General features: G+C 75.4%; 19 protein-coding genes, 1 pseudogene and 1 riboswitch. Of the genes and pseudogenes, 8 read left to right on the top strand and 12 right to left on the bottom strand.

All coding sequences use genetic code 11. The features are described 5' to 3' along the window. Window positions 1-321: 321 nt before the first annotated feature. A complete protein-coding gene (locus tag ACOTKD_RS05425) occupies window positions 322-1,335 on the top strand; it encodes an LLM class F420-dependent oxidoreductase (protein ID WP_424887706.1) in 1,014 nt (337 codons plus the stop codon). 38 nt (window positions 1,336-1,373) lie between these two features. Here the strand turns inward: ACOTKD_RS05425 and ACOTKD_RS05420 are convergent, their stop codons facing one another. The 5 genes from ACOTKD_RS05420 to ACOTKD_RS05400 all read right to left on the bottom strand — a co-directional run bounded on the left by ACOTKD_RS05420 (window position 1,374) and on the right by ACOTKD_RS05400 (window position 7,599). Further along, window positions 1,374-2,789, bottom strand: coding sequence for a M1 family metallopeptidase (locus ACOTKD_RS05420; RefSeq protein WP_424887705.1), 1,416 nt, complete (start codon window positions 2,787-2,789; stop codon window positions 1,374-1,376). 128 nt (window positions 2,790-2,917) lie between these two features. Continuing rightward, a complete protein-coding gene (locus ACOTKD_RS05415; protein WP_424887704.1) occupies window positions 2,918-3,730 on the bottom strand; it encodes a maleylpyruvate isomerase family mycothiol-dependent enzyme in 813 nt (270 codons plus the stop codon). A 257-nt stretch (window positions 3,731-3,987) separates the two neighbouring features. Continuing rightward, a complete protein-coding gene (locus ACOTKD_RS05410; protein ID WP_424887703.1) occupies window positions 3,988-5,070 on the bottom strand; it encodes a prenyltransferase in 1,083 nt (360 codons plus the stop codon). Further along, complete coding sequence (locus ACOTKD_RS05405; RefSeq protein WP_424887702.1) at window positions 5,067-5,810, bottom strand: methyltransferase domain-containing protein; 744 nt, start codon at window positions 5,808-5,810, stop codon at window positions 5,067-5,069. The genes ACOTKD_RS05410 and ACOTKD_RS05405 overlap by 4 nt, the downstream gene beginning before the upstream one ends. Window positions 5,811-6,213: 403 nt before the next feature. After that, on the bottom strand, window positions 6,214-7,599 hold the full coding sequence (locus ACOTKD_RS05400; protein WP_424887701.1) for a glycosyltransferase family 4 protein: 1,386 nt from the start codon (window positions 7,597-7,599) through the stop codon (window positions 6,214-6,216). A 222-nt stretch (window positions 7,600-7,821) separates the two neighbouring features. Here ACOTKD_RS05400 and ACOTKD_RS05395 point away from each other — a divergent pair, with 222 nt between their 5' ends. After that, a complete protein-coding gene (locus ACOTKD_RS05395) occupies window positions 7,822-8,460 on the top strand; it encodes a TetR family transcriptional regulator (RefSeq protein WP_424887700.1) in 639 nt (212 codons plus the stop codon). 236 nt (window positions 8,461-8,696) lie between these two features. Then, window positions 8,697-9,329 (top strand): response regulator transcription factor, encoded by a 633-nt coding sequence (locus ACOTKD_RS05390; protein ID WP_424887699.1) that lies wholly within the window; start codon window positions 8,697-8,699, stop codon window positions 9,327-9,329. Window positions 9,330-9,611: 282 nt separating this feature from the next. On the opposite strand, the pseudogene ACOTKD_RS05385 reads toward ACOTKD_RS05390, so the two are convergent. The 6 genes and pseudogenes from ACOTKD_RS05385 to ACOTKD_RS05360 form a co-directional block, all read right to left on the bottom strand. Next, a pseudogene (locus ACOTKD_RS05385) lies at window positions 9,612-10,178 on the bottom strand (ATP-binding cassette domain-containing protein); the annotation flags it as partial. Window positions 10,179-11,411: 1,233 nt separating this feature from the next. Then, window positions 11,412-13,205, bottom strand: a complete 1,794-nt coding sequence (locus ACOTKD_RS05380) for an ABC transporter ATP-binding protein (RefSeq protein ID WP_424887698.1) — start codon at window positions 13,203-13,205, stop codon at window positions 11,412-11,414. Between the two features lie 125 nt (window positions 13,206-13,330). Continuing rightward, the gene (locus ACOTKD_RS05375) at window positions 13,331-13,453 is read right to left on the bottom strand and encodes a SapB/AmfS family lanthipeptide (protein ID WP_424887697.1); all 123 of its coding nucleotides are present in this window, start codon (window positions 13,451-13,453) and stop codon (window positions 13,331-13,333) included. Between the two features lie 60 nt (window positions 13,454-13,513). After that, window positions 13,514-16,405, bottom strand: coding sequence for a class III lanthionine synthetase LanKC (lanKC, locus tag ACOTKD_RS05370; RefSeq protein WP_424887696.1), 2,892 nt, complete (start codon window positions 16,403-16,405; stop codon window positions 13,514-13,516). Between the two features lie 124 nt (window positions 16,406-16,529). Then, on the bottom strand, window positions 16,530-16,769 hold the full coding sequence (locus tag ACOTKD_RS05365) for a ferredoxin (RefSeq protein WP_424887695.1): 240 nt from the start codon (window positions 16,767-16,769) through the stop codon (window positions 16,530-16,532). A 4-nt stretch (window positions 16,770-16,773) separates the two neighbouring features. Then, on the bottom strand, window positions 16,774-18,249 hold the full coding sequence (locus ACOTKD_RS05360; protein WP_424887694.1) for an aldehyde dehydrogenase: 1,476 nt from the start codon (window positions 18,247-18,249) through the stop codon (window positions 16,774-16,776). Window positions 18,250-18,361: 112 nt separating this feature from the next. Continuing rightward, window positions 18,362-18,523: riboswitch (cobalamin riboswitch) on the top strand. A 177-nt stretch (window positions 18,524-18,700) separates the two neighbouring features. Here ACOTKD_RS05360 and ACOTKD_RS05355 point away from each other — a divergent pair. From ACOTKD_RS05355 to ACOTKD_RS05335, 5 genes are read left to right on the top strand one after another with little or no spacing between them, the layout of a single operon-like run. Then, entirely contained in the window at window positions 18,701-19,978 is a 1,278-nt protein-coding gene (locus ACOTKD_RS05355) for a prenyltransferase/squalene oxidase repeat-containing protein (protein ID WP_424887693.1), read from the top strand. A gap of 44 nt (window positions 19,979-20,022) precedes the next feature. Then, the gene (locus ACOTKD_RS05350; RefSeq protein WP_424887974.1) at window positions 20,023-20,697 is read left to right on the top strand and encodes an SCO2322 family protein; all 675 of its coding nucleotides are present in this window, start codon (window positions 20,023-20,025) and stop codon (window positions 20,695-20,697) included. Further along, window positions 20,694-22,229, top strand: coding sequence for an energy-coupling factor transporter transmembrane protein EcfT (locus tag ACOTKD_RS05345; protein WP_424887692.1), 1,536 nt, complete (start codon window positions 20,694-20,696; stop codon window positions 22,227-22,229). The genes ACOTKD_RS05350 and ACOTKD_RS05345 overlap by 4 nt, the downstream gene beginning before the upstream one ends. After that, the gene (locus tag ACOTKD_RS05340) at window positions 22,226-23,914 is read left to right on the top strand and encodes an ABC transporter ATP-binding protein (RefSeq protein WP_424887691.1); all 1,689 of its coding nucleotides are present in this window, start codon (window positions 22,226-22,228) and stop codon (window positions 23,912-23,914) included. The genes ACOTKD_RS05345 and ACOTKD_RS05340 overlap by 4 nt, the downstream gene beginning before the upstream one ends. Then, the gene (locus ACOTKD_RS05335) at window positions 23,911-24,837 is read left to right on the top strand and encodes an ECF transporter S component (RefSeq protein ID WP_424887690.1); all 927 of its coding nucleotides are present in this window, start codon (window positions 23,911-23,913) and stop codon (window positions 24,835-24,837) included. The genes ACOTKD_RS05340 and ACOTKD_RS05335 overlap by 4 nt, the downstream gene beginning before the upstream one ends. Here ACOTKD_RS05335 and ACOTKD_RS05330 read toward each other — a convergent pair. Continuing rightward, window positions 24,834-25,379 (bottom strand): GNAT family N-acetyltransferase, encoded by a 546-nt coding sequence (locus tag ACOTKD_RS05330; protein ID WP_424887689.1) that lies wholly within the window; start codon window positions 25,377-25,379, stop codon window positions 24,834-24,836. The two genes, ACOTKD_RS05335 and ACOTKD_RS05330, sit on opposite strands and share 4 nt — an antisense overlap. Window positions 25,380-25,679 lie beyond the last annotated feature (300 nt).

Genomic DNA, 25,679 nt, shown 5'->3' with positions numbered 1-25,679 from the left:
GGCACCCCGCGCGGCTGCCGCGCGGGGGGCCCGCAGGGGGGCCCGCCGGGGTTGCCCGGGGGGCCGCCGTCATTTCCGGGGCGCGTGCGGCTCTCCTGCCCGGGCTCCTTGCGCGGCGGCCTCTTGTCCGGAGGCCGGTGAGCGGTCCGCCGGACGTGCGGTCGCCGGTCGGCTGCGGGCCGTCCGTGGCTGATCGCGCAGTTTCCCGCGCCCCTCAGGCAGTGGCCCCCGTTGCCTCGGCCTCTTGCCCGGGGCCCGGCGCGGGCCTACAGTCAGCGGATCTGACAGACCGTCAGTCACCTGCCCGCCGGGAGGGCCACCGTGCGGCTCGGACTCGCGCTCGGCTACTGGGGCCGCGGCCCCGACCCCCGCCACCTCGGCCTGGCCCGGGAGGCCGAGCGGCTCGGCTACCACTCGGTGTGGACCGCCGAGGCCTGGGGCTCCGACGCCTTCACCCCCCTCACCTGGATCGCCGCGCACACGACCCGCATCCGGCTCGGCACGGCCGTCGCCCAGATGGCCGCCCGCAGCCCCGCGGCCACCGCGATGCACGCCCTCACCCTCGACCACCTCTCCGGCGGCCGGCTGCTGCTCGGCCTGGGGCTGTCGGGCCCTCAGGTCGTCGAGGGCTGGTACGGGCGGCCGTTCCCGGACAGCCCGCTGACCGCGACGCGCGAGTACGTGGACGTGGTCCGCCAGGTGCTGCGCCGCCGGGCCCCGGTGACGCTGGAGGGCCGCCACCACGCCCTCCCCTACCGCGGCCCCGGCGCGACCGGCCTCGGCAGGCCCCTCCGCCCCATCACCCATCCCCTGCGCCCGGACCTGCCCGTCCTCCTCGGCGCCGAGGGGCCCCGCAACGTCGCCCAGACCGCCCGCATCGCCGACGGCTGGCTGCCCCTCTACTGGTCCCCGCTCCGCACGGACCTGCACGCCGAGGCCCTCGCCGCCGCGCCGCCGGGCTTCCTGGTGGCGCCGCTGGTCCGGGCCCGGGTGTGCGCCGACGTCGCCGAGGGGCTGCTTCCGGTGAAGGCGATGCTCGGCTTCTACATCGGCGGCATGGGGCACGCGCGCCGCAACTTCCACGCCGACCTCATGGCGCGCATGGGGTACGGGGAGGAGGCGGGGCGGGTGCGGGAGCTGTTCCTGGCGGGGCGGCGCGAGGAGGCCGTCGCGGCCGTGCCGGACGCCTTCGCCGACGAGATCTCGCTCGTGGGGCCGCGCGGGCGGATCGCGGAGCGGCTGGAGCTGTGGCGGGCGGGCCCGGTGACGGACCTGCTGGTGACGGCGCCGGACCCGGAGACGCTGCGGGCGCTGGCGGAGCTGGTGTGCCCGTAGGCCCGCCGCGGCGGCCGGCACGGGCGTCACAGCGACCATCACGGCCGGTCCGGCCGCCCCTGCCCGTGGAGCCAGGGGCCGAACACGCCGCCGAGGTTCTTCCCGGTGCGCTGCTGCCAGAACCGCTCGAACTCCGCGGTGTCGACGTTGCCGTACTTGTGCTCGCCCGCCCAGGCCCGGGCCGTGGCGAAGAACGTCTCGTCGCCGACGGCCTGCCGCAGCTTGTGCAGCACCATGGCGCCGCGGCCGTAGACCGGCGGGTCGGAGACCGTGGCCGGGGCGGGGTCGGCGGGCGGGAAGGCCCAGATGCCGTCGCTCAGCGGGTCCTTGCCGGAGTAGTAGTCGTCGAAGATGCGCTGGACGGAGCGGCCGCCGTGCTTCTCCTCCCACAGCCACTCCGCGTACGCGGCGAAGCCCTCGCTGAGCCACATGTCGCGCCAGGTGCGCGGGGTGACGGAGTTTCCGAACCACTGGTGGACGACTTCGTGCACGACCGTCACGTCGTCCGGGGCGGAGTCGAAGTAGGGCTTGGTCTGGGTCTCCAGGGCGTAGTCGACGTACGGGTTGTGGTCGACGACCGCGCCGGCCGAGGAGAACGGGTACGGGCCGAACAGATCGCTGGCCCAGGCGATGGCCTCGGGCAGGAGCTTCTCCAGGCGGGTCCCGGCCCGGGCCTCCTTGGGGTGGGTGGCGATGTAGAGGGGCAGGTCGCCGGCGCGGGCGGTGGTGACCTTGAACGGGGAGACGGCCACGCTCGCCAGATAGCTCGCCATGGGCTCGGCGTTGTGCCAGGCGAACACCGTCCGGTTCCCCTTGTCCTCCTGGCGCCGCAGCTCGCCGTTGGCGACGGCGGTGTAGCCCTTGGGGACGGTCACCTCGATGTCGTAGGCGGCCTTGTCGGAGGGGTGGTGGTTGCCGGGGAACCAGGCCATGGAGCCGGTGGGCTGGCCGAGGCCGACCGCGCCGTCGTCGGTCTCGACCCAGCCCTCCAGGGCGCTGCCGTCCTCGTCGGTGATCTCCTTCGGCGTGCCGTCGTAGACGACGACCGTCTCGAATTCGTGGCCCTTGCCCAGCGTCTCGCGGGGCGTCACGACCAGCTCGGTGCCCTTCCTGGCCGTGCGGGCCGGGCGGCCGTCGACGCGGGCGCTGCGGACCTTCAGCCCCTTGAGGTCGAGGTTGAAGGAGCCGAGGTCCTGCGTCGCACGGGCGGTGATGACGGCCGTGCCCTTGAGGTGGTTGCCCTCCGGTGCGTAGTCGAGGGTGAGGCCGTAGTGCCGGACGTCGTACCCGCCGTTGCCCAGGCGCGGGAAGAGCGGATCCCCCGCGCCGGGCGCGCCGGCGTTGGACGTCCCGGCGTCACCCGAGCTGCAGGCCGCCACGAGCACGAGGGCGGCGGGCAGCACGGCGGCCCGGGCGAGCCTGCAGGTCGCGGAGGATCTGGGCACAACGGTCATACGATGATGCTCTCATCCGGCCCCCGGCCGAGGGGGCCGCACCCGGGCCGACCTGGTCTCACGCGGGCCGAGGCGGCCTGAGCCGACCTGGTCTCACACGGGCCGAGGCGGCCTGGGCCGAGGTGGCCTCAGAAGACGGCCCGCTCCAGCCAGAAGTCGAGCAGCTCGCGGTCGCCGAGGACCTCGATCCGGTCGGTGTCGGCGGGCAGGCGGCGGTAGAGGACGCTCAGCACGTCGGTCATCGGCCCGCGGACGGCCACGGCGGCCTTCTCGTGGGCCCGGCGCCAGGCGACCCCCTCGCCGGTGAGGTCGATGAACCACTCCGCGTTGAGCTCCGCCGGGGTGTCGGTCGCGTGCAGGTGGAGGGTGCGGCCGGGGCCCGGCAGCTCCTTCAGCCGCGGCTTGAAGGCGACGGCGGCGGGGAAGGTGAGTATCTCCAGCCACTCGTCGACGCAGTCCGCCGCGAGCTCGGGATCCGCCGTGAAGGGGACGCCGACGGCGCCCACGGCGTCGGCACGGTGCATCAGGGTCTCGTGCGCCGCGCGGCGGGCCCAGAAGGCGGACCGGGGGTGCTCGGAGAACGTCCACACGGGGCTGTCGGGCCCCGCCTCCCGCAGGACCGCCACCAGCGCCTCGGCGCCCTCGGTGAGCCAGGCGGTGAGGCCGGGCAGGTCATCCACGGAGGGGTCGCCCGGGCCCGGCGTGGGAAGGGTCTGCCCGGCGGTGGACGGCGGCACGAACTCCATGACCCGGTCACGCACGAGCCCGGTGGCCATGCGGTGGGCCCCTCCCACGTGCAGCAGGAGGTGGCCGAGGGTCCACTCCGGGCAGGTGGGCACGGTGACGGACACGTCGGCGTCCTCGCCCAGGGCCGAGCGCAGCAGGCCGGTCTGGTGGAGGATCTCGGAACAGTAGCGCTCGTGACTCAGCATCGTCGTCATGGCCTCACTGTAGGACCGCCCACTGACAACGTCCGGGAGGGGTAGGAAAGTTCAGGGCGAGGTTCCCATGCCGCCAGCATGCGGGGCGGCCGTGGGGCCCGCCACGGGGAGGGGCCCGTTCGGGCGTTCACCAGGATGGCGGCACGGTTTCGCGCCGCAGGTCAAAGACCTGCCCGCCGCGACGGCGGTCCGCCACCGCGGCGAGGGCCCGGCGGAATCCACAAGCCCCGGAACCGGGACTTCCCGAGCCGGAGGCGCTACGCGCAGCAGTCCGGCTCCAGGCCCACCGGGAGCCGTTCCCCGCCGAACACCGCGGTCGTCGCCTCGTCGCCCCCGAGCGCCGCCGCCGCGAGGAGCAGCGAACCCGCCGTCCACGTGGTGCGCTCCTCGGGCCAGACGGCGTCGTCGTCGTACACGTAGCCCGTCCAGTACATGCCGTCCTCGGCGCGCAGGTGCTGGATCCACTGCAGGATCTGCACAGCGCGGTCGGACTCCCCCATCACCCACAGCGCGAGGGCGAGCTCGCAGCTCTCGCCGCCGGTCACCCACGGGTTGGGCAGCACGCAGCGCACGCCCAGGCCCGGGACGACGAAGCGGTCCCAGCCCTCCTCTATGCGCTCCTTGGCGGCCACGCCGGCGACGGCGCCGCCGAGGACAGGGTAGTACCAGTCCATCGAGTAGCGGCTCTTGTCGAGGAACCGCTCGGGGTGCCGGCGTATCGCGTGCGCGAGCAGCCCCGTGGCCAGCTCCCAGTCCGGCTGCGGCTCCTCGCGGTGCTCGGCGATGGCCAGGGCGCAGCGCAGCGCCTGGTGGATGGAGGAGGAGCCGGTCAGCAGCGCGTCGGTGACGGGGGTGCCGTCGTCCTCGCGCTTCCAGCCGATCTGGCCGCCGGGCTGCTGGAGCTGCAGGACGAACTCGACGGCAGCGTAGACGGTCGGCCACATGCTGTCGAGGAAGGCGTCGTCGCCGGTGGCCAGGTAGTGGTGCCAGACGCCCACCGCGACGTAGGCGACGAAGTTGCTCTCGCGGCCGCGGTCGGTGGGCTCGTCGGCGGCGCCGTCGGCGTAGGCGGCGTACCAGGAGCCGTCGGGGTTCTGGTGGCGGGCGAGCCAGCGGTAGGCGGCCTCGGCGCGGCCGTGCTCGCCGGCGGCGTCGAGTGCCATGGCCGCCTCGACGTGGTCCCACGGGTCGAGGTGGTGGCCGCGGAACCAGGGGATGGCGCCGTCCTCGCGCTGGGCGGCGGCGATGCCGGCGACCGTGCCGGTGACCTGTTCCGCCGTCAGGACGCCGGGCAGGACGAGGCGTTCGGTGCGGCCGGAGCCGCGGCTGAAGGTGGTCACGCCGCCACCCCGTCGCCTGCGGAGGGCAGGTGCGGCTTGGTCGCGTACGCGACGAAGCTCTTGCCGATGAGCGGGTTGAGGGCCTGCTCGGCGAGGCGGGTGGCCAGGGGCTTCTTCATGATGTCCCAGACCAGGAGCTTGTGGTAGGCGCGGACGGGCAGCACCTTGTCGTTGTCGACGCCGAAGGCGCACTTGAGCCACCAGTAGGGGCTGTGCAGGCCGTGGGCGTGGTGCGTGCCGTACGGGACGAGGCCGGCCTCGCGCATCCGGTCCAGGAGCTCGTCTCCGCGGTAGATGCGGATGTGGCCGCCCTCGACCTCGTGGTAGGCGTCCGAGAGGGCCCAGCAGATCTTCTCGGGGCCGTAGCGGGGGACGGTGACGGCGATCCGGCCGCCGGGCTTGAGGACGCGCACCATCTCGGCGAGCACGCCCTTGTCGTCCGGGATGTGCTCCATCACCTCGGAGATGATGACGACGTCGAAGCTGTCGTCGGGAAAGGGCAGCGCGAGGGCGTCGCCCTCCATGGCGGTGGCGGAGGCCCCTTCAGGGGCCTCACCCGCCTCCTTCATGGCGGCGAACCACTTGGCGACCTCGCGTATCTCCTCGCCGTTGCGGTCCAGCGCGACGACGCGCGCCCCGCGCCGGTAGCACTCGAATGCGTGCCGTCCCGCGCCGCACCCCAGATCGAGGACGCGGTCGCCTGCGGCGAGCGGGAAGCGGGAGAAATCGACGGTCAGCACGGGTATTTGCCTTCGGCCGGCGGGACGGGGTGGTTGTTCTCGGGTACGTACGGGGTGCAGCGGGCCGGGCACCGCCGGAGTGCGCCGTGGGGGCGTATCGCCGCGGCGGCGGTCTGCGGATGCCGGCGCCGCGCCGCGCCTGCGGGCGTGCGGTGACCGCGGCGTCTCCCCTCCGCCGCAACGGCGAACAAGCGCTGCGGCGGAGTCCGGCGGCGCCGGACGAGGCCGGCCCGGCACCGCCGGGACGCGACGTGGGTGCTGAGCACCGCCGCGGCGGGAAGTCCGTGCCGGCAGCTCGATCCGCCGGGGCTGCGGCTGCCACGGCAACAACCCTCCGCCGCAACGGCGAACAAGCCCCGCGGCGGCGTCCGGCGGCACCGCCGGGACGTGACGTCGGGCCGCACTACGCGGGCCGTCCCGCGCGCCGGGCGCCCGCGTCGGCGCCCGCGAGGGCGATCGCCTCGCGGTAGTGGCGGGCCGTGCCGAGCGCGGCCTCGCGCCAGGTGAAGCGGGAGAGGACGCGTTCGCGGCCCGCGGCGCCGAGGCGGTGGCGGAGGGCGGGGTCGCCGAGGAGCCGCCCCAGGGCGGAGGCGAGGGCTCCGGGGTCGCCGGGCGGGACGGCGAGGCAGGTCTCGCCGTCGGGGCCGGCGACCTCGGGGATGGCACCCCCGGTCGTGGCGGCGAGCGGCGTCCCCGTGGCCATGGCCTCCGCGGCCGGCAGCGAGAAGCCCTCGTACAGCGACGGCACGCACGCGACCTGCGCCGACCGCACGAGGTCGACGAGTTCGGCGTCGGTGATGCCCTTGACGAACTCGACGGCGTTCTCCAGCCCGCAGCGCCGGATCGCGGTGGCGACCGGCCCGTCCTCGGCGCGCTTGCCGACGACGACGAGGTGTGCGGCGGGGTGCTGCCGGCGGACCACGGCCAGGGCCTCGATCAGGTGCACCAGGCCCTTGAGGGGCACGTCCGCGCTGGAGGTGGTGACGATCCGGCCCGGCACCTCGGGCACGGACGGGTCCGGCGAGAACAGGTCCGTGTCGGCGCCGATCGGCACGACGTGCACCCGCTCGGCCCGTACGCCGAGGTGGTCGACGATCTCCTGGCGCGAGGAGCCGGAGACGGTGAGCACGGACGGCAGCCGCCGGGCGACACGTTTCTGCATGCGCGTGAACCCGTACCAGCGCCGTACGGACGCCCGCCGCTTCCAGTCCGCGGCGGCGGCGAGGTCGAGCTGCCGGTCGACGGTGATGGGGTGGTGGATCGTGGTGACGAGCGGAGCGCCGATCGCGGCGGGGCCGCCCAGGAGCCCGTAGCCGAGCGTCTGGTTGTCGTGGACGACGTCGAACCGCCCGCGCTGCGCGGCGAGGTGACGGCGGGCGCGCAGGCTGAAGGTGAGCGGCTCGGGGAAGCCGCCCGTCCACATGGTGGAGACCTCGAGCGCGTCGATCCAGTCGCGGTACTCGTCGCGTCCGGGCGTGCGGAAGGGGTCCGGCTGGCGGTAGAGGTCGAGGCTCGGGAGCTCGGTGAGGGTCACGCCCTCGTCGAGGACGGGGTACGGCTGGGAGCCGATGACTTCGACGCTGTGCCCGAGGCGGGCGAGTTCGCGGGAGAGGTGGCGGACGTACACGCCCTGGCCGCCGCAGAACGGGTTGCCCTTGTAGGTGAGCAGTGCGATGCGCAGGGGGCGGTCGCCGTCCCCGTCCCGGAGGCCGTCGTTCCGTGCGTCCTGCCCCGCGCGCGCCTCACGCGCAGCATGTGCGAGAGCTGCCTCAGTGGCCTCAGCGGTCACTCCCCCGGCCTCCTTCTGGCTGCTGTTCCGGCCGGAGCGTAACCGGTCGCGCTAATCTAGAACAAGTTTCAGACTGGGTTGTCCAGAAGCCTCGAATCTACCGGCCGCAAAGGCAGCCGCCAGGACCGGATCGGGTGATTCGCGCCACGGCCCGGCCCCTGCCATGCTGTGCCGTCCGGGCCGTACAGCTCACCCTGGATGGATCGCCACGGAATGGGACATATGACGACGGAACCCAAGTCGCCGACCGCGCGGGCCGTGCCCGCCGGGCCCAGCCTTCCCCTGACCGAGCGTCAGGCGGCCCGCCGCCGCAGGATCCTGCGGGCCACCGAGGAGCTCGCGAGCCGCGGCGGCTTCGACGCGGTGCAGATGCGGGAGGTCGCCGAGGCGGCGGGCGTCGCGCTCGGCACGCTCTACCGCTACTTCCCCTCCAAGATCCACCTGCTCGTCGCCACCATGCAGGACCAGCTGCAGCGGCTGCACGGCACGCTGCGCAAGCGCCCCCCGACGGACACCGACCCGGCCGCGCGCGTGGCCCAGACGCTGATGCGGGCGTTCCGCGCGATGCAGCGCGAACCGCACCTGGCCGATGCGATGGTGCGCGCCCTCACCTTCGCCGACCGCTCGGTGAGCGCCGAGGTCGACACCGTCTCCCGGCTCACCACGGCGCTCATCCTGGACGCCATGGGGCCGGCGGGGCCGCCCACCCCCGAGCAGCTCTCCGCCGTCCGTGTCATCGAGCACACCTGGCACTCCGCGCTCATCACCTGGCTCTCGGGGCGCGCGTCGATCGCCCAGGTGCGGATAGACATCGAGACCGTCTGCCGGCTCATCCGGCTCACTACCCCACAGCAAGCCTGACGCGCTACCCCCGGCACCCGATTCATGAGGGGCGCTTTCGAGTGAACTTGGGGCGCACGTGGCGTAATTCATGCGCCCTTGCGCCCCCTCCATGTCCTGTATACACGCCCGTCGCGGTGGCACACGCCGGTATGAATGGGCGTCGTGCCCGGCGCAGCGCTCGCCGTGCCGGGCAAGCGGCAAGGGACAGTTCGAGCAAGCAGCAAAGGGAAGCGGTAAGCGGGAAGGCGGGGACCGTGATCCGGGTACTTCTGGTACATGACACCTATCTGCTGCGCACAGCGCTGGCGTTCCTGCTCGGCAGGGAGCCGGACCTGGAGGTCACGTCGGCCTCGTGGCAGCGCGCGGCGGACCTGTCGCGCTCGTTGCGGCCGCACGTGTGCGTGGTGGACATGGACAGCCCGGAGGCCGGCGGGCCGCGCGGGCTGCGGGAGCTGTCCGGGCACGGTGACGCACACGGCGAGGCCCCGGCCGGCGGGGACGGAAGGGCGGCGCTGCTCGCCCTGGTCAGCGCGGGACGGCCGGGGCCCCTGCGCCGGGCGTACGAGGAGAAGGCCCTGGGATACCTGAGCAAAAACGCTTCACCGGACCGGCTGGTCGAGGGGATACGGCATGTGGCGAAGGGCGAGCGGTACATCGACGAGGCGCTCGGCTTCGGCTTCCTGGAGGCCGCGGCGATCCCCCTCACGAGACGAGAGCTGAGCGTGCTCTCACTCGCGGCGGAAGGGGCGTCCATCGGGGAGATCGCCCGCAGTCTGCACCTGTCCAACGGGACCGTGCGCAACTACATGGCCGCCATCACCCGCAAGACCGGGGCGCGGAACCGGGTCGACGCGATCCGCATCTCGCGGGGGGCGGGCTGGGTGTGAGCCGTGCGCCCCGGCCTCCTCGCCCATGAGGTCCCGGTAGAGCGGCGAGCTCGCGAGCAGCTCGTGGTGGTCGCCGCAGGCCGTGTCCGCGCCGTCCATCACCAGGACGCGGCCGGCCCGGCGGGCCGAGGTCGCGCGGTGCGCGATGACGACGAGGGTGCCGCCGGGGCGGCGGGCGAAGGCCCGCTCAGCGCGGGCCTCCGCGGCGGGGTCCAGGTGACAGGTCGCCTCGTCCAGGACGGCGAGGGGGGCGGGCGACAGGTAGGCGCGGGCGAGCGCGATCTGCTGCCGCTCGCCCGCGGACAGCTCCGCCGGGGCGAGCGGCGCCGCGAAGCCGCCCAGGCGGCGGACCAGTTCCGTCATGCCGAGCGCCTCCGTCGCGGCCCGCAGCTCCTCCTCCGGGACGGTGCCGGCGCGCAGATAGCCGAGGTTGGCGGCGAGCGTCCCCGAGAACACGTACGCCTCCTGCGGGATCAGCACCCGCCGGGCGGCCGCCGCGGCCGTGTCCGCCCGGTCCCCGCCGACCGCGACCTCCCCGCTCCCCGGCCGCAGCAGGCCCGCGATCAGCCCGGCCAGCGTCGACTTCCCCACGCCGCTGGGGCCGACCACGGCCAGGTGCGCGCCGTGGGGCAGGGTCAGGTCCAGGTCCCGGACGACGGGGTCGGCGTGGTCGCCGTAGGCGAAGGTGAGGCGGCGGAGGCGGAGAGCGGGGGCCGAAGGGGAGGGTGCGGGTGGGCCCGGGGCCGCCGCGGCCGGCGTACGGGGCGGCGGCGTGAGCCTGCGCGCCACCACGGCGAGGCGCGAACCGCTCGTGCCGAGGCCGTGAACGAGGTTCTGCAGCGCGGGCATCAGCGACTGCGTCAGGTAGGCCAGCGCGCCCACGAGGGCGCCCGCCGTGACGCCGTGGTCCAGCAGCCACGGCGCCGCGGCCAGCAGCAGCACGACCGGCAGCTGGCCCGCCAGGGCCAGGGCCACGACCCGGACGACGGACCAGCGGGCCAGCGCGCGGGACACCCGCAGCGCGGCCTCGGTGAGCGCACCGGCCTCCGCGCGGACGCGCGGCTCGGCGCCCGCCGCCGTGACGTCGCGCAGACCCGCGAAGACCTCGCCGAACCCGGCCGCGAGGGCCTCGTCCGCGGCCAGGTACGCCTCCTGCCGGCGGGCGAGCGGGCGCAGCGTCACCAGGAACAGGGCGAGACCCAGGGCGAGGGGCGGCACGACGACCGCCAGCAGCGGCGGCGCCAGCAGGAACAGACCCGTCAGGGCCCCGGCCGCGGTGAAGACGAACGACCGCGCGACCATGACGAGGCCGGCGAACGCGTCGCGGGCGATCTCGGTCTGGTGCGTGAGGCGGGACACGGCCGCGGAGTCGCCGCGGCGCAGCGCGCGGTCCACGACCGCGGTGACGAGGCGGTCGCGGAACGGCTCCACGAGGCCGGCGACGCCGCCGTACGTCTTCCCCGTGCCGTACGCGCCGGCCACCACGGCCGCGGCGGCCGCACCCAGCCAGGCGAGCCCGGTGCGGGGCTCGCCCGCGAGGAACCCGTCGTCCAGCGCCGCGGCCAGCGCGTACCCCATGGCGAACGTGTGCCCCGCCTCCACGACGGACCACGCGACGAGCCGGGCGACGACGCGTCGCCGCCCCACGAGGAACCGCACCCCTCGCCGCAGGAGCCCGGGCTCAACGGGTGTCACGGTGACCTCCTGGGCACGGCCTGCAGCCGGGGAGGGCACGGCGCCGCCGGATACGGGGGTGGGGGTTGCCCACCGCGGGGGCGGGGGTCAAGAGGCATGGCCTCTCCACGCGCTCCGCTGCCGCGTCGGACGCCCCCGGCGGGTGCGGACAGCCCGAGCCCAGGGCGGGTACGGCACCGCCGGACACCGCCGCGGTGGTTACTCGCCGCTGCGGCGGAAGGGAGAGGCATAGCCTCTCCGCACCCGCTGCCGCCGGCCAAAACAACCCGCCGCAACGGCGCGCAACCCCCACCCACGCCGTCGGCGGTGCCGCACGGCCCGGGCCCACGGCGTGCACGGCGCCGCCGGACACCGCGGGCGGCTTCTCCGCCGGGGAGGCGTGCGGGCTCACGCATGGAAGACCTCGCGATAGGACGGGTCTTGCCAGAGGGTCGCGTGCGGGGCCACCGCGCGCGCTCGGCCCTCGTGGAGCCACAGGACCCGGTCCGCCGTCGCCGCCGTCGCGGGGCGGTGGGCGACGGTCAGCCGCGTGACGGCAGCGGAACCCCGCAGCGCTGCCGAGACGCGCCGCTCCGTCGCCGTGTCGAGGCTCGACGTGGCGTCGTCCAGGATCAGGACGCGCCCGGCGTGGGCGAAGGCGCGGGCGAGCCCGAGGCGTTGGGTCTCGCCGCCCGAGAGGGGCGCGTCCGCGCAGGGCGTGTCGTAGCCGTGCGGGAGGCGGCGTACGAAGTCGTGCGCGCACGCCGCCCGGGACGCGCCCTCCAGCGCCTCGCGCCCCGGGGCGAACGCCCCGAACCCGATGGTGCCGCCGACCGTGCCGCCCAGCAGCGCCGGCCGGGCGAAGGCGTAGCCGATGGCGCGGCGGAGGTCCTCGCGGGGGATCGAAGGGAGCGGGGCGCCGTCCAGGAGGACCGACCCGGTGTCGGGGTCCGTGAGCCGTCCCGCCACTTCCGCCAGCACCGTCTTCCCGCTGCCCGACAGCCCCACGACCGCCAGCGACGTCCCTCCCGGCACCGTCACGCTCACGTCGTCCAGGACCGTCCGCCCGCCCCGCACGACGCTCACTCCCCGCAGTTCCAGCGTGCCGGGCCCGGCCGGCAGCCGCCGCTGCCCGTACGGGACTTGCGGCACGGCGAGCACTTCGGCGACGCGCCCCGCGGCGGCCCGCGCCCGGGCCGCGGCGTTGAGGTGTCCGACGAGCATGCCGACGCCGGTGGCGAGCACGGCGTAGCGGGAGGCGGCGAGGAGGTCGCCGACGGTCAGGAGGCCCTGCGAGAGCCGCAGCCCGGCGACGGCGAGGACGGCGATCTGCAGCAGCGGCACGAGCGTGCCGGCCTGGGCCGTGGAGCGGCCTTGGACGCGCCACATGCGCCGGCCCTGCCGGGAGAGCCGGGGCAGCGGTTCGAGGATGCGGGCGCGCTCCCGCTCCGCGGTGCCGGCGGCGGCGATGGTGCGGGCGCCGCCGAGGGCTTCGACGAGGCGCGCGGCGATCTCGCCCTGGTGCTGCTGGTAGCGGGCGACGCTGTCCGTGGAGGCGCGGGTGAAGGCGCGCAGGAGGGCGGCGAGGAGGGGCGCTCCGGCGAGGAAGGCGACGGCGAGCCAGGGGTCGATGAGCCCGAGGGCGACGATGCCGCCGACGGGTCCGGCGACGGACGCGGCGGCGTGGGCGAGCGTGGCGGGCGCGGTGCCGGTGTCGGCGGCGTTGCCGACGGCGCGGGTGACGAGGTCGCCGGGCGGGAAGCGGCCGGCGGCCCGCGGCCCGGCGGCCAGGACGTGGCCGAGGAGGCGGTGGCGCAGCCGGGCGGTGGCGCGGGCGGCCGTCGTCCCGGTGAGGAGTTCGCCGGCGGCGTCGAGCGCGGCGGGGCCGGCGACGAGGAGGGCGCACAGGGCGGTCCACCGGGCGGCGTCGGGGCCGCGGCGGGCGAGGAGCAGGTCGAGGGTGTGGCCGAGGGCGAGGGGCAGCAGGAGGGCCGCGCCGGTCGAGGCGACGGCGATGAGGGCGAGCACGGCGGCGCGGCCTGCGCTGTGCCGGGCGGTGCCGAGCAGGAGCCGGTCCCCGGCGGAGGCCGAGGCCGAGGCGGAGGCGGAGGCGGAAACGGAAGCGGTGCCGGCAGCGGGAGCAGAGGTGGAGGCAGCGGCTGAGGTGGAGCGGGATGCCTCCGCGGCGCGGGTACGTGCCATGGCAGGGCGGCCCTCCTCTCCGTACCATCCGTGGGTGCAGGACCCGGGCGGGCCCCTTCTGCGACAAGGGGCCCGCCCGGTGCCGGACCGCCGGACCGGCTGGAATCCGGCCTGTCAGCGGCGGATCAGAGACAGATCAGCACGCTGGCCGTGCTGATGCAGGAGAGCAGGCTGACGGTGCTCTGACCGCCGCCGCCACCGTGGGTGTTCTCCTCGGACTCCATGTTCTGCAGGTCGAGAAGCGCCATGGTCGTGCTCCTTTCGTGGATTTCCCGTGGGGACGGGGTTTCCGGATGTGTTTCTTCTTGCTACGGCTCCACAACGGCATGGAGCCGGCTCCGGGGCCCCTGCAGGGGCGGGAGGAACGGCAGCTGCGCGGGCCGGGCCCCGTCGCCGAGGGCGGCGGCGAGGGCCAGCAGGCAGCCGGCGGTTCCGGTGGCGAGGTCCATGGACAGCCGCATCATCTGGCTGCCGGGGTAGGCGAGTTCGCCCTGGTAGGACATGGCGTACCAGGACATGCCGCGCACCTGGCCGGCGAGGTGTCCGGGCCCTGTGCCCGGCGCGGTGGTGCGGGCGAGGTGGAGTACCATCCCGGCCCGGCCCTGGAACAGCCCGGGCTGGGCGTAGAACCGGGAGCGGGCCGCGGTGAGGATGCCGTCGCGGGCCTCGGTGAAGTACGGGTCGGGGTCGGGGTGGTGGGCGAGGAAGTCGTCCAGGACGGTGCCGATGCCGGCGCTGCCGTCACCGAGGTAGGGCATGGTGCGCCAGCCCTCGTCGACTTCGAGCGTGCCGCCCGGCGTGCGGGTGCAGCGGGCGAGGTCGGCGCGCAGGGCCTGCTCGGCGAGGCCGAGGAGGGCGGGGGCGCCGGTGCGCTCGTAGAGCCGGAGGAAGAGCAGGGCGGGGCCGGTGGCGCCGCGCAGGAGGCCGGCGCGGCGGCGCGGGCCGTCCTCACCGGGGCCGGCGGTCTCGGCTGCGAGCCGGTCCGCGAGGAGCTGGGCGGCCTCGACGGCCTGGTCGTGGAGCTGGCGCTCGCCGGTGGTGCGGGCGAGGTGGTCGAGGGCGAGGCCGACGCCGGCGAGGCCCCCGCGCAGGTCGGAGGTGAGCCGCTGCCACTGCTCGCCGAGGAGGACGCCGGACAGGTCGAGGGCGCGCTGCGTGTGGCCGAGGCGGTCGAGGGTGCAGGCGACGCCGGCGAGGCCGTCGTAGAGGCCGAGCGGGGTGCCGGACGGCACGGGGGCGGTGTGGCGCAGGAGCCACTGCTCGCCCTCCTCGTAGCGCTCGGCGCCGGCTTCGGCGAGGGCGTGCAGGACTCCGGCTGCGCCGTGGGCGAGGCCGAGGCCGCCGCCTTCGGAGAACGTGGCGATGTCGCCGGGGAAGAGGCGGTCGTCGCGGCCGGGGGTGGCGGAGGCGAGGAGGGCGCGGATCATCGAGGCGCGGGCGGCGGGCCAGTCCTCGGCGGGGTCGGGGAGCGCCTGCGGCGCGGCGGCGCGGCCGGCGCCGGGGCCGATGGTGCGGTGCGTACGGCGCCGCGGGGGCGCGTCGGAGGCCGGGGCCGTCTCCTGCCGGGCGGCATCCCCCAGGGCGCCGGCTGCGGCGCCCCCCAGGGGCCCGGCTTCGGCATCCGCCGGGGTCCCGGCTGCAGTGTCCACCGGGGAGCCTTCCCCCTCCCCCACGATCTCCACCGAAGTGCCCGCCCCTCCCCACGTGCTCTCCGCCGAAGTGCCCGCCCCCTCCCGCATGATCTCCGCCACCGCCTCGTCCAGGAATTCCCGCGGCACCGGGAACTGTCCTGCGATGACGTCCGCCAGGTGTGCCGCCTTGGCCCGGTCGATGACGAACAGCGTGGTGATGGGCAGGAACAGGGCGAGTCGCAGGCAGGCCAGGGCGTACTTGTCGACGTCCGTGCCGCGTCGGTCCGGCGGGGCGAAGAAGCCGGGGTGGGCGACGACCTGCCGGCCGTGCTCGGAGGCGGGCGCCGCGGCCTCGAAGTCGATGAGGGCGACGGAGCGTTCGTCGGGCGCGACCATGATGTTGAACATGTGGAGGTCGTTGAAGACGAGGCCGCGCGAGTGGACCTTCGCGACGGCTTCCTCGACGGCCCGGAAGATGCGCAGGGCCCATGCCGTGTAGTCGGCCGTGGCGGTGGGCGAGGGGTCCGCGGCGAGCAGCGGGTGGCGGTGGGCGAAGAAGGAGTTGAGGGGTTTGCCCTCGACGAAGTCCATGACGAGGAAGCGGTGGTCGCCGACGGTCAGCCAGTCCCGCGGCTCGGGGGCGACGCCGAGGCCGGAGAGCCGCTCCAGGGCGTCCTTCTCGCGCTCCAGGCGGGCCACGGCGTCGGCCCCGTCGGCGGCGAGCCCGGCGTGCGGGCGGCCTTCCTTGAGGACGACCTTGCGGCCGCCGCGCGTGTCTGTGCCGGCGTAGACGCCGCCGCCGTTGGAGAAGTGCAGGGCCTTCTCGATGCGGTAGGGCAGGTCGGCGACGGTGGTGGCGTTGCGCGCGGCGAGGTGCGGTGCGAGGAAGCCGGGGAGCGTCACCCACGCCGGCACCTGGAAGGCCGGCTTCCGGGAGTCGGGGACGAGGCGGCCCTCGCCGTCCTCGACGGCGGGCACGAGGCTGCCGCGCCCGTCGATGCAGAAGCGGCGGGCGAAGGCGCCGTAGCGGACGTAGAGCGGGCCCTCGTGCCAGCGCAGGTCCGTGAGGATGTACGGGCCGGGCCGGCCGCCGAGGATCCCGTGCAGGCCGGTCAGGGTGGCGTGCAGCTGCTCCTCGCCGTCGGGGTAGACGGTGACGAACTTCCCGCTGTGGCCGCGCTCCGCGTATTTGTTGTTGCGCAGGTGCAGCAGGTGCGGGCCGGGCACGAACTTGAACGGGATGCCGCGGGCGGTGCAGTAGTCCCAGACGTCGGCGGCGGTCTTCTCCGCGGTGTCGGCGGTCGCCGAGACGTGGATCTTCCAGCCCTGGAGGGGCTGCCCGGGGCGCGGGCCGCCCTCCTCGCCGGCGGGGAATCCGCCCATCGGGACCACAGGGAACACATGGAGCCATTCGCCGTGGCGGGAGGTGGCCCAGCCGGCGGGGGCCGGGCGGCGGGCGGTCTCGTACAGACCGCGGTCCTCGCCGCCCGCCCCCGGGACGGACAGGCGGTCCGGGGTCTCGTAGAAGTGCCTGTCGGCCAGGCAGTAGACCTCGTACCGCGCGTCCATCGTCGCCCCCCTCGGCTGCGTTGCCTAGAGATTTCCACGCCGTGAGGGGCCCGGCCAGTCACATGTGTCATCAAGAAAATGTGCGGAACGCATGAGTAACAACGCCCATGCGTACGAAGGGGTTTCACTCGTCGGGAGGAAACACCGTCTCGCCCGTGTCCGGCCTGCTGATCGTGATCGCCTCCACGGGGCAGGTCTCCGCGGCCGCGAGCACTTCCTCGGACGGGTCCGTCTCCTCCGCGAGGGGCCGGGAGCGGCGGCCCGCGTCGAGCGCGAACGCCCCGGGCGCGCTCCCGGCGCACATTCCCGAGCCCACGCACAGCCCCCGGTCGACCCGCACGTGCCAGCGCTCGGCGGCAGTCATTCCGTCAGCCCTCCTCGTAGTCCGCGGGCAGGTGGATCGTCTTGTGCTCCAGGTACTCGGCGAAGCCCTCCGGTCCGAACTCCCGCCCCAGGCCGGAGTTCTTGTAGCCGCCGAAGGGGCCGAACATGTCGAGGCCGAAGGTGTTGACCGAGTACGTGCCGGTGCGCACCCGGCGGGCGACCTCGATGCCGCGTTCGGCGTCGCGGGTCCAGACGCTGCCGGAGAGCCCGTAGTCGGAGTCGTCGGCGATGCGCACGGCCTCCTCCTCCGTGTCGTAGGGCAGCAGGCAGATGACGGGGCCGAAGATCTCCTCGCGGGCGATGCGCATGTCGTTGGAGACGTCGCCGAAGAGGGTGGGCTCGACGTACCAGCCCTTGTCGCGGCCGGCCGGGCGGCCGCCGCCGGCCAGCACCTTGGCGCCCTCGCGCTGCCCGAGCGCGATGTACTCCAGGGACCTGCGGCGCTGCCGTTCGGCGACGAGCGGCCCGACCTGGGTGGCGGGGTCGAGGGGGTCGCCGACGACGAGGGCGGAGGCGGCGGCCGTGAAGCGCTCGGCCAGTTCGGCGTAGTGGGCGCGGGGGGCGAGGATGCGCGTCTGGGCCACGCACGACTGGCCGTTGTTCATCCAGGCCGCGGGGACGATGCCGGCGACGGCCGCCTCCAGGTCGGCGTCCGGCAGGACGATCGCCGCGGACTTGCCGCCGAGCTCCAGAGTGACGCGGGTCAGCCGGCGCGCCGCGACCTCCATGACGCGCTTGCCCGCCGCGACCGAGCCGGTGAAGGCCACCTTGTCGACGCCGGGGTGCCCGACGAGGTACTCGCTGACCTCGCGTTCCGCGGGCAGGATCGACAGGACGCCCTCCGGCAGGCCCGCCTCCGTGACGATCTCCGCCAGGAGGTACGAGTCCAGCGGCGTTTCCGGCGAGGGCTTGAGCACCACCGAGCAGCCCGTCAGCAGCGCGGGCGCGAGCTTGGCCGCCGTCACGAGCTGCGGGACGTTCCACGGCACGACGGCAGCGACGACGCCGACCGGCTCGCGCCGCACGAGCAGCGGCCCGAGGGCGCCGGCCCGCCGCTCCTCGTAGGGCAGGCCGCGGGCGACGGCGATGGCGCAGTCCCACACCATCATCGCGCCGAGGGCCTGGGCGAGGACGCTCCAGGAGTACGGGGAGCCGTTCTGGGCGGAGACGATCCGGGCGATCTCCTCGTGCCGGGCGGCGACGCCGTCCTTGATGCGGGTGACGACGTCGATGCGCTCGGCGAGGGGCCGGTCGGCCCAGACGCCGGAGTCGAAGGCCGTGCGGGCCGCGGCGACGGCCCTGTCGACGTCCTCGCGCGAGGCGTGCGGGACGCGGCCGATCACCTCCTCGGTGTGCGGCGACACGACGTCGATGACGGCGCGGCCGGCCGGGTCGGCCATGGCGCCGCCGATGAAGAGCTGTCCGTGCTCGACGACCGGTCCGTTCGCATGCTGGTTCATGATCCGGATGCCTCCCGCGCGTCTGCGGAGCCCTGCGCGCCGTAACGAAAAACTGACGCAGCATCAGACACTTAGCAGCCCGCCCGGCAGCGGGCAACAGGTCGCCGGACCGTTGATCTTCAGGCCGTCCGGTTAAAGTGTCCGTGACAACTTCATCCCGCCTCGGAACGGGGGAAGCCGGTGCAAATCCGGCGCTGACCCGCAACCGTGACTACGGTCCGCCGCCCGGCGGCCGTACGAGCCGGACCACCCGGTCCAGGCGGCAGGCTTCCGGAACCGGTCGTGCCGCCTGGCGGTGCCGTCCGGTCCACCGGCACCGCCGAGGTATGCGGAGCCGAGCCCGGTGCCACCGCGCGCAGCGCGCGGGGAGGCGGCCGTGCGCGGCCGCGGACCCCGTCAGCCGGCCCTGCCCCCGCCCCCGCAGTGACACCCCACCGAGAGGCTCGACCCCATGGCCCCCTCCCTCGCCGTCCACGCGCGCCGCGGCGCCGCGGCCCTGGCCACCGCCGCCGTCCTGGGCGCGGCCGCGGCCCCCGCCGCCTTCGCCGACGGCTCACCGTCCCCGGCGCCGGGGCTGTACGGCACGGCCGACCCCAAGTTCGACGGTGTCTTCCGGCAGTCGCTGGCCTTCGTGGCGCAGAACGCCACGGGCGTCACCCCGGCCAAGCCGGGGGTCGACTGGCTCGCGGGCCAGCAGTGCGAGGACGGCGGCTTCCCCGGCTACCGCGCGGACACGAGCAAGGCGTGCGACCCGAAGAAGGACGAGTTCACGGACGCCACCGCCGCGGCCGTGCAGGGCCTCGCGGCCGCCGGCGGGCGCGCGGACGCGGTCAGGAAGGGCCTGGACTGGCTCAAGGCCCACCAGAACGACGACGGCGGCTGGGGCTACCAGGCCGGCAGCCCCACCGACGCCAACTCCACCTCCATCGCCCTCGGCGCGTTCGCGGCGGCCGGCCAGGACCCGGCCAAGGACGCCGTCAAGAACGGCAAGAACCCCGTGGAGACGCTGCTGGCCTTCCAGCTCGGCTGCGACGCGAAGGAGGGCGAGCGCGGCGCGTTCGCGTACCTGAAGGACGACAAGGGGCTGCGCGCCGACAACCTGGCCAGCGCCGCCGCCGCGCTCGCCACGCTCGGCAAGGGCTTCCTCGCCGAGCCCCCGAAGAAGGACGCCGACCGGCCCGTCAAGGCGCTGGAGTGCGCGGGCGAGGACAAGGCCGGTCCCAAGGACGCCGCCGCGGCCGCCGAGGCCGTGGACGGCTACCTCGTGGCCGCCATGGACAAGAACGGTGGCTACCTGCTGCCGTCCATGCCCGGCGCCCCCGCCAAGCCCGACCAGGGCAACACGGCCGACGCCGCCCTCGCCCTCGCCGCGGGCGGTCACCGCGCCGCCGCCGAGAAGCCCCTGAAGTGGCTGCGGTCCAAGGAGAGCGGCACCGCCGAGTGGGCCAAGGGCCAGCCCGGCCGGCTCGCCAAGCTGATCCTCGCCACGCGCGCCGCGGGCGGCGACCCGCGCGACTTCGCGGGCACGGACCTCGTGGCGCAGCTGAACGCCACGGGGCCGGCGCCGGAGCGGGCCACGGGCTCCGACGAGTCGAAGAAGGACGAGGACAAGGACGAGAAGGACGGCGGCGTCACCGTCAACGTCTGGTGGATCGTCGGCGTCGGCCTGGCCTTCGGCGCCGGCATCGGCTTCCTGATCAGCGGCCGCAAGAAGAAGCAGCAGCTGTGACGCGAGCTGCCGGAATGCGCCCTGCCGGGGTGCGAGCCGCCGGGATGCGCGGCGGTGCGGTCGCCGCGCTGGTCGCCGTGCTCCTCGTACTGCTCGGCACCGCCCCCGCCCAGGCCGCCGGCTACCGGTACTGGTCGTTCTGGCAGGGCTCCGGCGGCCAGTGGGCGTACGCGACGCAGGGGCCGGGCACGGCGCGGCCCGGCGACGGGGACGTGATCGGGTTCCGGTTCGCGGTCAGCGCGGACTCCTCCGACGCCGCGAAACCGCGCGCCGCCGCCGGCTTCGAAGCGGTCTGCGACAGCACGCCCGCCAAGGACGGGGCGAAGCGCGTCGCCGTCGTCCTCGACTTCGGCACGCCCGCCGACGCCCCCGACGGCGAGACGCCGCCCGCGGCCCGCTCGGCCTGCGCCCAGGTGGGCGAGGACACGACCGCGGGCGAGGCGCTGGCCGCGGTCGCGAAGCCGCTGCGCTACGACTCCTCCGCCCTGCTGTGCGCCATCGCGGGCTACCCGCGGACGGGCTGCGGCGAGCAGGTGAGCGGCGCGAAGAAGGGTGCGGAGAGCGCGCGGCCGAGTGCCGCGGACAAGAGCGGCGGGAGCGACGGAAACGACGGGGGCAGCGGTGACGGCGTCCCGTCGGCCGGCCTGATCGGCGGCGTCGCCGCCGTGGTCGTCCTCGGCGCCGCGGCCTTCTGGCAGGCCCGCCGACGCCGCGGATGAGCGACAGGAAGAAGCCGCAGCGCGCTCGGGGCGAGGCGGCGGGGGCCGGAGGCGCGCCGGGGGGCGGAGCCGCGCCGCTCACTGCACGCGCCTCCGCCCTGCACGCGGGCGCCTGGTGGGTGTGGGCGCTGGGCCTGGCCACGGCCGCCTCGCGGACCACGAACGTCCTGCTGCTCGGCCTGCTCGTCGCCGTCGCCGGCTACGTCGTGGCCGCGCGGCGCACGGACGCCCCGTGGGCCCGCTCGTACGGGGCGTTCCTCAAGCTCGGCCTGGCCGTGATCGGCATCCGGCTCCTCTTCGCGGTCGTGCTGGGCTCACCCATCCCGGGCACCCACACCCTCGTCACCCTGCCGGAAGTCCCGCTCCCGGACTGGGCGCGGGGGGTGCGGATCGGCGGCCGCGTGACGGCCGAGGCGCTGGTCTTCGCCCTCGCCGACGGCATGAAGCTGGCCACGCTGCTGGTGTGCGTGGGCGCGGCGAACGCGCTCGCCAACCCGGCGCGGCTGCTGAAGTCCCTGCCGGGCGCGCTGTACGAGGCGGGGGTCGCGGTCGTCGTCGCCATGACGTTCGCGCCGAACCTCGTCGCCGACGTCCAGCGGCTGCGCGCGGCCCGCCGCCTGCGCGGCCGCCCCGACCGCGGCTTCGCGGCCCTGCTCCAGGTGGGACTGCCGGTGCTGGAGGGCGCCTTGGAGCGTTCCGTCGCGCTGGCCGCCTCGATGGACGCGCGCGGCTACGGCCGTACGGCCGAGGTCCCGCGGGCGGTCCGCCGCACGACGGGCTCGCTGACACTGGGCGGCCTGATGGGCGTCTGCGCCGGCACGTACGGGCTGCTCGCCGACCAGGGCGCGGGGTACGGGCTGCCCGTGCTCCTCACCGGCCTGGCCGCGGCCCTGGCGGGACTGTGGCTGGGCGGCCGCCGCTCCGTGCGCACGCGCTACCGGCCCGACCGGTGGGGCGTGCGCGCGTGGCTCGTTTCGGGCGCCGGCGTGGCCGTCGCGGCCCTGATGATCTGGGCGAACACGTACGCGCCGGGCGTGCTGCACCCGCCGGCGGTGCCTCTGACGGCGCCGGAACTGCCGGTGTGGCCGGCGGCGTCGATCCTGGTGGGCCTGCTGCCGGCGTTCGTCGCGCCGGACGCCTCCGGGGGCGGTCCGGGGAACGCCTCCGGGCCCGGGCCGGCCGGGCACCGCCGGACCGGCCGGTGGGGGCCGGGCGGCGGTGCGGCGGAAGAGGTCCCCCGGCCCCGCCCCTTCCCGGAGCAGGGGCGGCCGAGCCACCGGCTCCCCGGAGGCCGGACGGGCACAGCCTCCGCCATCCCGTCCCCCGGTGCCCGGGGCGCAGCCACCCGCTCCCCCGAGGCCCGGGGCGCGGCCACCACCCACTCCCCCAGGGTCCGGGACGCAGCCCCGGGAAACGGTGAAGGGGCGGCGGGACCGGGGCCTCTTCACCCGCCGCAACGGCGAGGAACCCCCACCCGCCGGCCCGGCGGTGCCGGACCCGCCCACACCCCCCACTCCCAGGAGCCCCAGTGATCCGCTTCGAAAACGTGTCCGTCACGTACGACGACACGGAGGCGCCCTCACTCCGAGGCGTGGACCTCACCGTCCCCGAAGGCGAACTCTGCCTCCTCGTAGGCCCGTCCGGCGTCGGCAAGTCCACCCTCCTCGGCACCGTCAGCGGCCTCGTCCCGCACTTCACCGGCGGCACGCTGCGCGGCCGCGTCACCGTGGCCGGCCGCGACACCCGCACCCACAAGCCGCGCGAACTCGCGGACGTCGTCGGCACCGTGGGCCAGGACCCGCTCGCGCACTTCGTCACCGACACCGTCGAGGACGAGCTCGCGTACGGCATGGAGTCCCTCGGCGTCCCCCCGCACACGATGCGGCGCCGCGTCGAGGAGACCCTGGACCTGCTGGGCCTGGCCGGCCTGCGCGACCGCCCGATCGCCACGCTCTCCGGCGGGCAGCAGCAGCGCGTGGCGATCGGCTCGGTGCTGACCACGCACCCCGCGGTGCTGGTCCTCGACGAGCCGACGTCCGCCCTGGACCCGGGCGCGGCCGAGGAGGTGCTCGCGGTCCTGCAGCGGCTGGTCCACGACCTGGGCACGACGGTCCTGATGGCCGAGCACCGGCTGGAGCGGGTCGTGCAGTACGCGGACCGCGTCATCCTGCTGCCCGGCCCCGGGGAGCCTCCCGTCATCGGCGAGCCGGCCGAGGTCATGGCGGTGTCGCCGGTCCACCCGCCCGTGGTCGAGCTGGGGCGCCTGGCCGGCTGGTCGCCGGTGCCGCTGACCGTGCGGGACGCCCGCCGCCGGGCGGCACCGCTGCGGGAGCGGCTGGCGCCGCCGGCCCCGCCCGCCGCGCCGGAGGCGCGGGAGGCGCCCGAAGGGCCCCCGCGCCGCACCGGCTTCCTGCGCCTGCGCAAGGCCGCCCGCCGCACGACGGAGAGTGAGCCGGCTCCCGCGGCCGCCGTGACCAGCCTCGCCGTCCGTCACGAACGCCTGGTCGCGCTGCGCGACGTGAACCTCTCGGTGCGCCCCGGCGAGACGGTCGCCCTGATGGGCCGCAACGGCGCCGGCAAGTCGACCCTCCTGCGCACGCTCGTCGGCATGCACAAGCCCGCCGCGGGCACCGTCCGCGTCGGCGGCACCGCCCCGCACCACACGTCCCCGGCGGAACTGCTGCGCCACGTCGGCCTCGTACCGCAGGAGCCGCGCGACCTGCTGTACGCGGACACGGTCGCGGCCGAGTGCACGGCGGCCGACGGCGACGCGGGCGCCGCGCCGGGCACCTGCCGCGCGCTGGTCTCCGGGCTCCTGCCGGACGTTCCCGGCACGACGCACCCGCGCGACCTGTCGGAGGGCCAGCGCCTCGCGCTCGCCCTCGCGGTGGTGCTGACGGCGCGCCCGCCGCTGATCCTCCTCGACGAGCCGACCCGCGGCCTCGACTACGCGGCCAAGCACCGCCTGGTGGAGATCCTGCGCGGTCTCGCCGCCGAGGGGCACGCGATCGTGCTGGCCACGCACGACGTGGAACTCGCCGCCGAGCTGGCCCACCGGGTCGTCGTCATCGCCGACGGCGAGGTCGTCGCGGACGGCCCGACGGCGGAAGTGGTCGTCTCGTCCCCGGCCTTCGCCCCCCAGGTGGCCAAGGTGCTGGCGCCGCAGCCGTGGCTCACGGTGGGGCAGGTGCGGGAGGCGCTGGAGGCGGGCTCGTGAAGGCCACTGCCACCGGCCGCAAGGGCACCCTCCCCGACCGCCAGGCGCGGGCGATCCGCCTGGGCCGCCGTTCGATCGCGGCCCTGCTCCTCGTCTCCGCCGTCGGCGTGATGGCCTTCGGCTGGCCCCTGCTCGCCGCCTCCACCTCCGGTCTCGCGCACTCCCAGGACGCTCCGTGGCTGTTCGCGGCGCTGCTGCCGCTGCTGCTGGCGGTCGTCGTGGCGGCCATCGCCGACGCGGGCCTGGACGCGAAGGCCATCGCGATGCTCGGCGTCCTGGCGGCGGCGGGCGCGGCCCTGCGGCCGCTGGGCGCGGGCACGGCCGGCATCGAGCCGATGTTCTTCCTGATGGTCCTGTCGGGCCGGGTCCTCGGGCCGGGCTTCGGCTTCGTGCTCGGCTCGGTGTCGATGTTCGCGTCGGCGCTGCTGACGGGCGGCGTCGGCCCCTGGATGCCGTTCCAGATGCTGGCGATGGGGTGGGTGTCCATGGGCGCGGGCCTGCTGCCCGGCCCGGACCGGCTGCGGGGCGCCCGCGAGGTGCTGATGCTCGCGGGCTACGGGGCGGTGGCGTCCCTCTTCTACGGGACGGTGATGAACCTCCAGGGCTGGCCCTACATCGGCGCGCTCGCCACGGGCGTCTCCTTCGTCCCCGGCGACCCGCTGTCCGAGAACCTCGCCCGCTTCGTCGCGTACTGCCTGGCCACGTCCCTGGGCTGGGACGTCCCGCGCGCGATCGTGACCGTCACCGCGACGCTCGCCCTCGGGCCGACGGTCCTGAAGGCGCTGCGGCGCGCCACGCGCAGGGCGGCGTTCGACGCGCCGGTGTCCTTCGGAGGGCCGGTGACGTCCGGAGAGCCGGTGACGTCCGGAGAGCCGGTGGTTCACAGGGAGCCGCCTGCCTTCAGGGAGCCGCCGGCCGGCTAGCGCGCCGTGCCCGGGAGCTCCTTGCCCATCCACACCTCGGCGTAGGGGTTGTCCTCGACGGTGTTGTAGCGGGGGATCGGGGCGAACCCGTGCCGGGCGTACAGAGCCCTCGCCTCCACCAGGTCCTTGCGCGTGTCCAGCACGATCCGCGCGGCGCCCCACGCGCGGGCGACGTCCTCGGCCGCGGCCAGCAGTGCGGGCGCGGCGCCCAGCCCGCGCGCGGCGGGGCGCACGAACATCCGCTTCAACTCGGCGGTGCCGCGCCCCCGGTCGAACCACCGCAGCCCCAGGCACCCCATCGGCACCCCGCCCTGCCGGGCGACCAGCAGCACGCCCCTGGGCGGGTCGAGGTCGTCGTGCGCCTCCTCGGCGACGTACCCCTCGACCTCGTCCGGCGTCGTGGTGCGGTCCTCGTGGAGCAGGAACCAGCGGTCGGCGACCTCGGTCATGTACTCCCGCATCAGCGTCACGGCCTCGGGAGAGCGGACGGGCTGCGGGGCGATCGTCCAGGACGTGGGGAGAGGGGTACTGCCGGCGCTCATGACGGCATCCTCGCACGCGGCCTTCGCCCGGCGCGCCCGATTATCGGCGCGGTCCGACGGGCTCGCCCCTGCCCCGTCCACCAGGTAAAACGCGCCGCTCGCCGAGCATTTACGGGCAGTCTGACGCTCTCCGACGCCACTACTTGACTTGCGAGTAACTTTCGGATGATCTTACTCGCAACCCACGCGGACAGCCGTCAGCGCGCGACCGGACAGGTCGCCGCGCCGGTGCCGGCTGCCCGCCCTACGCACGAGGTCCTGATGTCCGGAATCCGCAAAACCTTACGCCTTGCCTGCTCC

The sequence above is a fragment of the Streptomyces sp. XH2 genome (assembly GCF_049725035.1).
Classification (GTDB): Bacteria; Actinomycetota; Actinomycetes; order Streptomycetales; family Streptomycetaceae; genus Streptomyces; species Streptomyces roseoverticillatus.
This window is presented reverse-complemented; position numbering and strand designations above follow the sequence as displayed.

Excerpts from the sequence above, each read along its gene's own strand:
- ACOTKD_RS05360 (WP_424887694.1), bottom strand. The coding sequence starts at position 18,249 with ATGAACCAGCATGCGAACGGACCGGTCGTCGAGCACGGACAGCTCTTC.
- ACOTKD_RS05330 (WP_424887689.1), bottom strand. The coding sequence starts at position 25,379 with ATGAGCGCCGGCAGTACCCCTCTCCCCACGTCCTGGACGATCGCCCCG.
- ACOTKD_RS05415 (WP_424887704.1), bottom strand. The coding sequence starts at position 3,730 with ATGACGACGATGCTGAGTCACGAGCGCTACTGTTCCGAGATCCTCCAC.
- ACOTKD_RS05420 (WP_424887705.1), bottom strand. The coding sequence starts at position 2,789 with ATGACCGTTGTGCCCAGATCCTCCGCGACCTGCAGGCTCGCCCGGGCC.
- ACOTKD_RS05350 (WP_424887974.1), top strand. The coding sequence starts at position 20,023 with ATGCGCGGCGGTGCGGTCGCCGCGCTGGTCGCCGTGCTCCTCGTACTG.
- ACOTKD_RS05345 (WP_424887692.1), top strand. The coding sequence starts at position 20,694 with ATGAGCGACAGGAAGAAGCCGCAGCGCGCTCGGGGCGAGGCGGCGGGG.
- ACOTKD_RS05355 (WP_424887693.1), top strand. The coding sequence starts at position 18,701 with ATGGCCCCCTCCCTCGCCGTCCACGCGCGCCGCGGCGCCGCGGCCCTG.
- ACOTKD_RS05380 (WP_424887698.1), bottom strand. The coding sequence starts at position 13,205 with ATGGCACGTACCCGCGCCGCGGAGGCATCCCGCTCCACCTCAGCCGCT.
- lanKC (WP_424887696.1), bottom strand. The coding sequence starts at position 16,405 with ATGGACGCGCGGTACGAGGTCTACTGCCTGGCCGACAGGCACTTCTAC.
- ACOTKD_RS05395 (WP_424887700.1), top strand. The coding sequence starts at position 7,822 with ATGACGACGGAACCCAAGTCGCCGACCGCGCGGGCCGTGCCCGCCGGG.
- ACOTKD_RS05365 (WP_424887695.1), bottom strand. The coding sequence starts at position 16,769 with ATGACTGCCGCCGAGCGCTGGCACGTGCGGGTCGACCGGGGGCTGTGC.
- ACOTKD_RS05375 (WP_424887697.1), bottom strand. The coding sequence starts at position 13,453 with ATGGCGCTTCTCGACCTGCAGAACATGGAGTCCGAGGAGAACACCCAC.